Annotated in this window: 7 protein-coding genes and 1 pseudogene; 1 reads left to right on the top strand and 7 read right to left on the bottom strand. The window is 71.3% G+C overall.

The features are described 5' to 3' along the window. The 5 genes and pseudogenes from Q0C41_RS27770 to Q0C41_RS27750 form a co-directional block, all read right to left on the bottom strand. Nucleotides 1-223 (bottom strand): annotated as a pseudogene (locus Q0C41_RS27770) (hypothetical protein); the annotation flags it as partial. Between the two features lie 17 nt (nt 224-240). Continuing rightward, complete coding sequence (locus tag Q0C41_RS27765) at nt 241-1,320, bottom strand: Mrp/NBP35 family ATP-binding protein (protein ID WP_291989619.1); 1,080 nt, start codon at nt 1,318-1,320, stop codon at nt 241-243. 173 nt (nt 1,321-1,493) lie between these two features. Beyond that, the gene (locus tag Q0C41_RS27760; protein WP_291989617.1) at nt 1,494-1,850 is read right to left on the bottom strand and encodes a DUF4870 domain-containing protein; all 357 of its coding nucleotides are present in this window, start codon (nt 1,848-1,850) and stop codon (nt 1,494-1,496) included. A gap of 114 nt (nt 1,851-1,964) precedes the next feature. Beyond that, nucleotides 1,965-2,363, bottom strand: a complete 399-nt coding sequence (locus Q0C41_RS27755; protein WP_291989615.1) for a hypothetical protein — start codon at nt 2,361-2,363, stop codon at nt 1,965-1,967. Then, nucleotides 2,360-2,911 carry a hypothetical protein gene (locus tag Q0C41_RS27750; RefSeq protein WP_291989613.1) on the bottom strand — a complete coding sequence of 184 codons (552 nt, stop codon included), beginning with the start codon at nt 2,909-2,911 and terminating at the stop codon, nt 2,360-2,362. Before Q0C41_RS27750 ends, Q0C41_RS27755 begins: the two co-directional genes overlap by 4 nt. A 101-nt stretch (nt 2,912-3,012) precedes the next feature. Here Q0C41_RS27750 and Q0C41_RS27745 point away from each other — a divergent pair, with 101 nt between their 5' ends. Then, on the top strand, nt 3,013-3,219 hold the full coding sequence (locus tag Q0C41_RS27745) for a hypothetical protein (RefSeq protein ID WP_291989611.1): 207 nt from the start codon (nt 3,013-3,015) through the stop codon (nt 3,217-3,219). Between the two features lie 6 nt (nt 3,220-3,225). On the opposite strand, the gene Q0C41_RS27740 is transcribed toward Q0C41_RS27745, so the two are convergent. Together Q0C41_RS27740 and Q0C41_RS27735 are read right to left on the bottom strand one after the other, a co-directional pair. Beyond that, nucleotides 3,226-6,573, bottom strand: coding sequence for an exodeoxyribonuclease V subunit beta (locus Q0C41_RS27740; RefSeq protein WP_291989609.1), 3,348 nt, complete (start codon nt 6,571-6,573; stop codon nt 3,226-3,228). Then, nucleotides 6,566-8,154, bottom strand: a 1,589-nt coding sequence (locus tag Q0C41_RS27735; protein WP_291989607.1) for a PD-(D/E)XK nuclease family protein, incomplete at its 5' end; no start/stop codon positions are given. The genes Q0C41_RS27740 and Q0C41_RS27735, both read right to left, overlap by 8 nt.

The following is an 8,154-nucleotide window of genomic DNA, read 5'->3' as shown; positions in this document are numbered from 1 at the left end:
GCGCGGCAGCCGCGGCCACCGGGCCGAGGTCGTCGTTCACCAGGGCCGTCTGGATCGCCAGGTACGGCCCGACCACGTCCGCGACGAAGTCGGCGGCGATCGCCACGGCGGCGGGCGTGGGGGAGGGGCGGGGCGAGGTTGGGTAGGGCCGGCTCTCCGAGCCGGCCGTCACCATCACAGACCCCAGCGCGAGCGTCAGTCCGACGAGCGTGCGATTCAGCATGATCGATTCCTCCTGGGCTAGGACACGGGAGTGAGCGGAATGGTCTTGAAGGCCTGGATCGACACCTGCGCCGCGACCTGCTCGGCCACCGTGTTGATGGCCCTGGCCACGACATGCTCCGGCGCGCTCAGGACGATCGGCATGCCGATGTCGCCGCCGGCGCGCACGGGCTCGGCGATGGGCACCGCGCCGAGGAACGGCACGGTCATCTCGTCGGCCAGTCGCTGCCCGCCGCCCCGCCCGAACAGGTCGGTCTCGTGGCTGCACGACGGGCAGGCGAAGTAGCTCATGTTCTCGACCAGCCCGAGCACCGGGATGTTCAGCTTGCGGTACATGTTGATGGCGCGGCGTGAGTCGGCCACCGACACGGACTGCGGCGTCGTCACCACGACCGCGCCCGTCACCGCCGTGTGCTGGCTGAGACTCAGCGCGACGTCGCCCGTGCCCGGGGGCATGTCGACGATCAGGTAGTCCAGCGCCGGCCAGGCCACGTCCTGCAGGAACTGCCGCAGGATGCCGTGCAACATCGGGCCGCGCCAGATCACCGGGTCCGAGTCGCCGGCGAGGAAGCCCATCGAGACCGTCCACAGGCCGTGCTTCTCGATCGGCACGATCTTCTGGCCGTCGGTCTCGAGCGCCGCCTGCACCCCGAGCATCATCGGCACGTTCGGCCCGTAGATGTCGGCGTCGAGCAGACCGACCCGGCTGCCGCGCTGCGCCAGGGCCAGGGCCAGGTTGACGGCCATCGTGGTCTTGCCGACGCCGCCCTTGCCTGCCCCCACCGCGATGATGTTCTTGACGCCCGGCAGGGCCTGACGCTGCCCGAGCACGGCGCCGCTGCTGCGGACGCTGGACGTCATCTCGATGTCGACGCTGGTCACGCCCGCCAGCGCCGCCACGGCATCGTGGGCCTGCTGCTTCAGCAGGTCCTTGACCGGGCAGGCCGGCGTCGTGAGCTCGATGGCGAACGCCACCCGGCCGTCGTCACCGACGACAACCTGCTTCACGAAATCGAGCGCCACGATGTCGCGACGCAGGTCGGGGTCCTGCACCACGCGAAGCGCGTCGAGGACCTGGGCAACGGAAGGAAGGGTCACGGATCGATTCTACTGGCCTTCGGCCTCGAGCCTTGGCCCCTGGGACCTGGGGGTACGCCTCGGGCCCTGGAGCGGCCCTCCCCAAAAGACGCGGGGCGCGACCGGATGGCCCCGGCCGCGCCCCGTACGATGTCCATGCCCCGGATGCCCGACGGCCCCGGGGACTGCCTGGCCTAGAGGTTGGCGGCCTGGCTCTCGGCGATGTCGCCGATCACGGGCAGCTTCCACCATTCACCCTTGAAGGCCTTGAGCAGCGCAATCAGCCAGACCACGAACATGCCGATGCCGACGAGCGGCCAGAGCAGCAGGGTGGCCCACCCGAGCACCGGAATCATCCCGAAGATGCTGAGGCCGAAGAAAATCACAATCCAGGCCACGAGCAGGCCGAGCGACTGCACGGCGTGGAACTTGACGAGCTTGCTGCCCTTCTCGATCACGAGGAAGACGATGGCGATGATCGGGATGTAGGCGAGGGCGGCCGCGACGTTCGCGTCAAGACCCGTGGACGACTTCTCTGCAACGGTATTCATTCGCGCTCCTTCTTCCCATCAACGTGTTCGCGGGAGGGGACGAACAGCGGCCACCGGCGCTGACGGTGCACCCGTCGGGCACTGGCGAGACGGCGAACACGGGAGACGTGGGCATCATACCCCCGAACGGTCGGGCTGATGGCGCTCGAACATGCGCTTGCCGGCCTCCTGCAGGAGCACCCAGAACGCATACGCCGACAGGGCGGTGCCGAAGGGAATCACGAAGATGTTGACGATCGCGAGCACCAGAGCCACCGGACGCGCCCACGGCTGGTGCTGCGGCAGCGCCCACCCGACCCCGAGCAGCACACCGCCCCACACCAGGGCGATCGCCGCGCACGCGAAGAAGATCGCGGCGGCGAGGCTCGCCGCCACTTCCGGCCCCGCGCGCACGGTGAGACTCACCGCGCCGATGCCCAGCAGCATCAGCGACAGCGCCGCGAGCGACGCCAGCCACCCGGCGACGACATAGAGTCGGCCGAGCAACTGGATGTGAAGGAGGATCCGGGTCACCTGACGGTGAGCCGCACGTCGAGGCGCACCAGCGGCCCGTACGGGAGCGCGAGCCGGTACCGCAGCGCCGTCCCGCCTGGCGTGTTGGCAGGCACGCGCACGACCACGTACCGGGTGGCCAGCGCCGTCCCGGCCCCCGCGCAGGCCTCGCAGGGCTCGCCCCACACTTCGCCGCGGCCTCCGCAGGGGTCACACAGGGCCGGCAGGTGCACGCAGAGCGGCACCCGCGCACTGCGGCGTGCTTCGAGGGGCGTCAGGGCGACGTCTACCACCAGGCGGACCGACGGCGCGTCGGCCTCCGCGAAGTCGCGACGCGCGTGATCGATGGCCTGCTGCCCCGAGGGGAAATCCAGCGCGACCTCGTCGCACAAGGCACGGTCCATCCGGCGCTCCGGCTCGAGCGCGCGCACGAGGTGCAGCCCCGGCGTCGGCGTCCGAGGCGTGGCGACGGGCATCGCATGCGCGACGAGGGCCCACGCGGGGACGGCGCGTGCCGGCCCGCGTCGAGCGGCGCCAGAGACCTCGGCGATACGGTAGTAGTCGTGCATGACCTGCGGGGTGCCGTGCGGCACTGCGTAGTGTGGGGAGCGCCTCTGCCGCTTGTCAAGGCGCGAGCCGTGCTGCCGATATCCCCGTTGAGGAGCGACGCGTGGCAGACCGACAGGAGTGCCCGATGTGTGGAGACTCGATGCGGCTCGAACCCGTCGAACAGATCAGCCGAATCGCCGGGACGCTGCAGAACTCCACCCGTCACGTGCTCGAATGGCGCTGTCCCGACTGCGACTACTTCGAGGAAGTCGATGGCCAGATCGAGGGGCTGCCGCAGGAACTGGAGTCGTGGCTGAAGAAGAAGTGACGCGTGCTACGCGTCGAAGGGCAACCGACCGGTCACGAGCGCCCGCGGCGGCTCGGGTCGCCGCGCATGGACCAGCTGGCCGGCCACAGGTGTGCCGGGCAACATCTGCCTGACGGCGTCGACGTACAGGGCGAGTTGCCGCCGATGCGACGGCTGCGGGCGGCCGGTCTTGAACTCCAGCACCAGCATGCGGTCGCCGTCCGGCACCAGGCAATCGATGATGCCGCGGACCAGGCGCACGCGACCCGCCTCGTCGTGTCGAAACACGACAGGCACCTCGAACCGCGCCAGCGGTGACGCCAGCACGCGACGCAGGACCTCGTCCCGCCACACTTCCCGCACCAGCACCACGACGTCGTCGGCAAACGCCGCACCGTCGCCGACCACGAGCCGCTCGTCCGGATCGAGATCGCCGAGGATCCGGGCCCGCAGCGTCGCATCCGCCTCGTCGGCCACGGCGCGCGCCAGCAGGCGATGCACGGCACGCCCGGTGACGAGATCGACGTCCAGCACGGGACGGTCGCGCGACATCGACAGCCCCGCCGCCGGACCGGATGCCAGATCGGTCACGCGCCCACGTGGCATGCGCGCCTGCGTGGCGAGCGGCCGCAGCGACAGCGGGACGACGTCGCTGACGGCTACGGCCGCCTCGGTGGCCGCCGGTGCGTCCACGTCGGCGCCTGGCGGGCACACGCGGAAGCGGTGGACGTGGGCACCGCCCGTCCACGTGACCTCGCCAGGGCCAGCCAGCGCGGCATGCATCGCCTCGATCATCGTCGGCGGGCAGACGCTGGCGAGGCTGCCCGGCCCCGCCACGATCCGCCCCTGCCGCTGCGCCGCCGCACTCAGATAGAGGCGCTCGCGGGCGCGGGTCACGGCCACGTACGTCAGGCGCTTGCTCTCCTCGCGGTCGCGCACCTGCTCGGCTTCGGTCGCGCCCGGCTCATAGCGCGCCACGCCGACGATGGGCTCGTCGCCGCTGTCGCCGGCCACCACCCGCAACGGTGGCGGCACGCCACCCGTGCCGCGGGTGATGTTGACGAGAAAGACGGTCGGAAACTCGAGCCCCTTGGACGCATGCACCGTCATCAGGTTGACGGCATCGGCGGCATCCACCGCGGCGTTGGATTCATCACCGGCCGACACGCGGTCGATGTGCCCGGCGATGCGCGCCATGGTGGCGTAACCACGGTTCTGGATGCGGCGCACCAGGCCGCGGAACTTCTTGACGTTCTCGCGCGCCTGCTGCTGCCGATGGCCACGCAGCGTGGCGGCGTACGCCGACGCCTCGATCACGTGGTCGACGACGTCGGCCGGTGGCAACCGATCGACCATCGCCAGCCAGCCTGGCCAGGCGGCGTGCAGTCGCGCCAGCGCCTCGACGTCGTCGGCCGGCAGCGTGCCGGCGGCGAGCGTGTGCCCGGACAGCCCGGTCGCCAGGTCAGGCGCGAGGCGGCGCAGCGTGTCGTCGGAGATGCCGACGAAGCCCGATCGCAGGAACGCGGCCGCCCGCAGATCGGACTCCGGCGCGGCCAGCACACGGACGAGGGCGACGAGATCCTTGATCTCGTCCGAGTCGTAGAAGCCGAGGCCCTTGTAGACGTAGCTCGGGATGTCGCGTGCAGAGAGCGCCCGTTCGAACTCGCGATGGCTCTCGCGCGATCGGAAGAGGACGGCGATGTCACCCGGGCGTGCGCGCCGCGGCGTGTCGCCGCCGCGGTCGGTCACCAGGCCCTCATCGAGGAGCCGCACGATCTCGGTGGCCACGCCGGCCGCACATGCCTCGACGTCCTCGCCGACGACGAGGCCGAGGCGCGGCTCGGGTTCGCGCCCGGTCTCGTGCCCGGTGGGCAAGGGGAAGCGATCGTCTGGGCCGTAGCGGAAGGCCACCGCCGGCGGGGCGCCAGCCTGCACCATGCCGGCGGCGATGTCGTTGGAGAACGCCAGCAGGTCGGGGTGCGATCGGAAGCTCTGCGAGATCGCCTGACGCACCGGCCCCTCGCCGCCCATCTGCTGCACGAACGCCACCGCCTCGTCGAGCAGGCCGACGTCGGCGTCGCGAAAGCGATAGATCGACTGCTTGCGATCGCCGACGAGGAACAGCGACGGTGGCAGCGGGCCCTCGTGCCCGAGCCCGAGCCCCTCGCCCCAGGACTGGACGAGTGACGCGACGAGCTGCCACTGCAGGCGACTGGTGTCCTGGAACTCGTCCACCAGCACGTGCTGGAAGCGCGCCTCGAGTCGGAAGCGACTCCGCGAGAACTCGTCCATCTGCCCGAGCAACAACACGGCGCGGGCCAGCACCTCCGAGAAGTCGAGCGCATCATGCAGCACCAGCGTCTGGAGGTATCGACGATGGGCGAGACGAAAGACGCGTCGGATGCCGCGGGCCAGCAGCACGTTGAGCGACGCCTCGAAACCGCGACGCGCCGCGATCACCGCATCGGCCACCGCCGGCAGGCCGGCGCGATGGGCATCGAAGGCGGCCGCCGTGGCGAAGCTGGCCTTGACGGCCACGGGCTTCTTGCGTGGCGTCCCCTCGCGCGTGAGCACCCAGCGGGCCAGACCATCGAGCGCCGCACGGACCTCGGCCGGACTCATCGGCACGGCGTCGGCATCGGCGATCAGTCTCGTCAGATCGAGCGCGACCAGGCTCCAGAGCGGCGCGTCCGGCGGCGCCGTCGCCATCCACGCCGACACGCCGCCGGGCAGGCCGTCGAGGTGCTGGCGCAGGTCCTGGCGGGCACGGGTGGCGGCCGCGGCCTCCGATCGCACCTGGCGCACCTGGCGGCCGAGATACCGTCGCAGTGCCGCCGGGGCCACGAAGCGACGTTCGAGCAGCACGCGCAGGCCTTCGGCCAGGCGCGGCAGCGTCATCTGCGCCAGCACGAGGCGAATGCCCTCGTCGAAGGGGGCCCGATCGCGACACTCGCGCAGCGTGCGGTCGAGCGACATCTCCACCAGCCGCGCGACCTCGGTCTCGTCGGCCAGCGTGAAGCCGGGGTCGAGCCCGGCCTCGAGCGGGAACTCGCGCAACAGCGAGAAGCAGAACGCATCGATCGTCGAGACGGCGATCTCGTTGGCGCGGTCGCGCAACGACTGCCACACGCCCGGGTGCCTGGCCTGCAGGTCCGTCACGATGCGGTCGCGCATCTCGGCGGCCGCCTTGCGCGTGAAGGTGATGGCCAGGACGTGCCGGGGATCGACGCCGGCGGCCAGCAGCGCCAGATAGCGATCGACCAGGACGCGGGTCTTGCCCGTGCCGGCAGACGCCTCGAGCACGACGTGGTGACGCGGGTCGGTCGCGTACGTGCGCGCCGACTGGTCGACCGGCACCAGCGGTGTCTCACTCATCGCCGACGTAGTCCTTCCGGCAGACACTGGCGTAGTCGCAGAACTGGCAGCGGAACGGATTGTGTGGCGCGACGGGAAAGGCGCCCGACTCGATGCGATCGACCGCCGCGGTGAAGTCGAGGGCGTGCTGGTCGGCCCCTTTCGCGTCGCTGACGGCCTGCACCCACGGGACGTCCTCGCGGAAGGCGACAAAACCGCTCGGCGCGATGCCGACGTCGCGACCCGACGCCCGCTCCTGCTGCACGACGGCGTGGGCATAGACGCCGGGCTGGAGCGCCTGCGACGGTCGACGTCCCGTCTTGTAGTCCACCACACGGATGCGGCCGTCGGTGGTCCAGTCGACGCGGTCGATGCGCCCTCGCAGGTGGACGGTGCGCGTGCCCTCGGCGGCCGGCAGCGTGACGTGCTGATCGATCGGATGCTCGAGTGTGCGGCGGGCGACGTCCCCGAACAGTTCGACCTCCACCCGCAACATCTTCTCGAGTACGCCCGTGGCCACGGCCGATCCGAACAGCCGCACCCGCTCGATGGCGCGATCGGCCGGCGGCAGGGCCCGCAACGCGCGTTCGGCGACCTCGGCGAACACGGCGCGCGCCTCCGGAAGGTCGGCGGGCCGCACGCCCACGTGGCCCAGGCGTCGCCACTGCACGAAGCAGTCGTGCAGCACGTCGTGCAGCAGCAACCCCGCGTCCCGTGCCGGCAACCCCGGCTCGTCGTCGGCCTCCTCCTTGAGCCCCAGCACGCGTCCGGCGAAGTACTGGAACGGGCAGTGAAGATAGGTCTCGACGGCCGTCACGCTGTAGCGGTCACCGGCGACCGGACCCGTCTGCCCGGCGGTAGCCCGGGCCGGCCGGGCGAGCCGCCACGCGGCCCAGTCGCGGGCGCCGGCGTCGAGCACCGTGGCCGAGGGGATGGCCGGCGTCGCCAGCAGCGCGTCCTCGCGAGTGACGGCCAGGTGTCGTTCCTCTGCGGGCACCGGGACGAGACCGTCGGCACCGAACACCAGGAGTTCGTCGAGCAACGACGAGGGCCGGACCACGGCATCCTGATCGAGTTCGGGCACGGAGACGCCGACGGCGACGGCCGGCAGCGCGAGGAGATCGGCGAATCGCGCGCGCAGGGCGCCGGTGCGCGTGCGTTCCTCCGCCCACCCCAGGCGTTCGAGCATGAAGGCGGGATAGAAGATTTCGCGCGCCGACGGTTCGGGCCACTCGCCTTCCAGCAGACCGACGATGCGCAGGTGATCGAAGAGGCCGTAGGGCGCCGCATCGGCGTCCACCAGGTGCACGCCGTCCTCGTTGCGCGGCAGAGCGAACGTGCGTTCCTCGATCCAGCGTCTGACGAGGATGCAGGTATCGCGCGCGGGCACCGGTGTCGGGTCGTGCGTGGCCAGCGCCTGCTCGAGGTGCGCCAGCAGCAGGTCGACGGCCGCGCGCGTACGGCGGGTGCGGCTGGCCTCGGGATCGTCGTCGGCCGGCAGGCGCTCGCAGGCGTGCCAGGCGGTGTGCAGGGCCCGGACGTGCTCGGCTCCGGCGGCCGGTCCCTGCAGCGGCGCCAGATGCGCGAGCCATGGACGAATGG

The organism is Luteitalea sp. (assembly GCF_022842525.1).
In the GTDB taxonomy this organism is placed as follows: Bacteria; Acidobacteriota; Vicinamibacteria; order Vicinamibacterales; family Vicinamibacteraceae; genus Luteitalea.
This window is presented reverse-complemented; position numbering and strand designations above follow the sequence as displayed.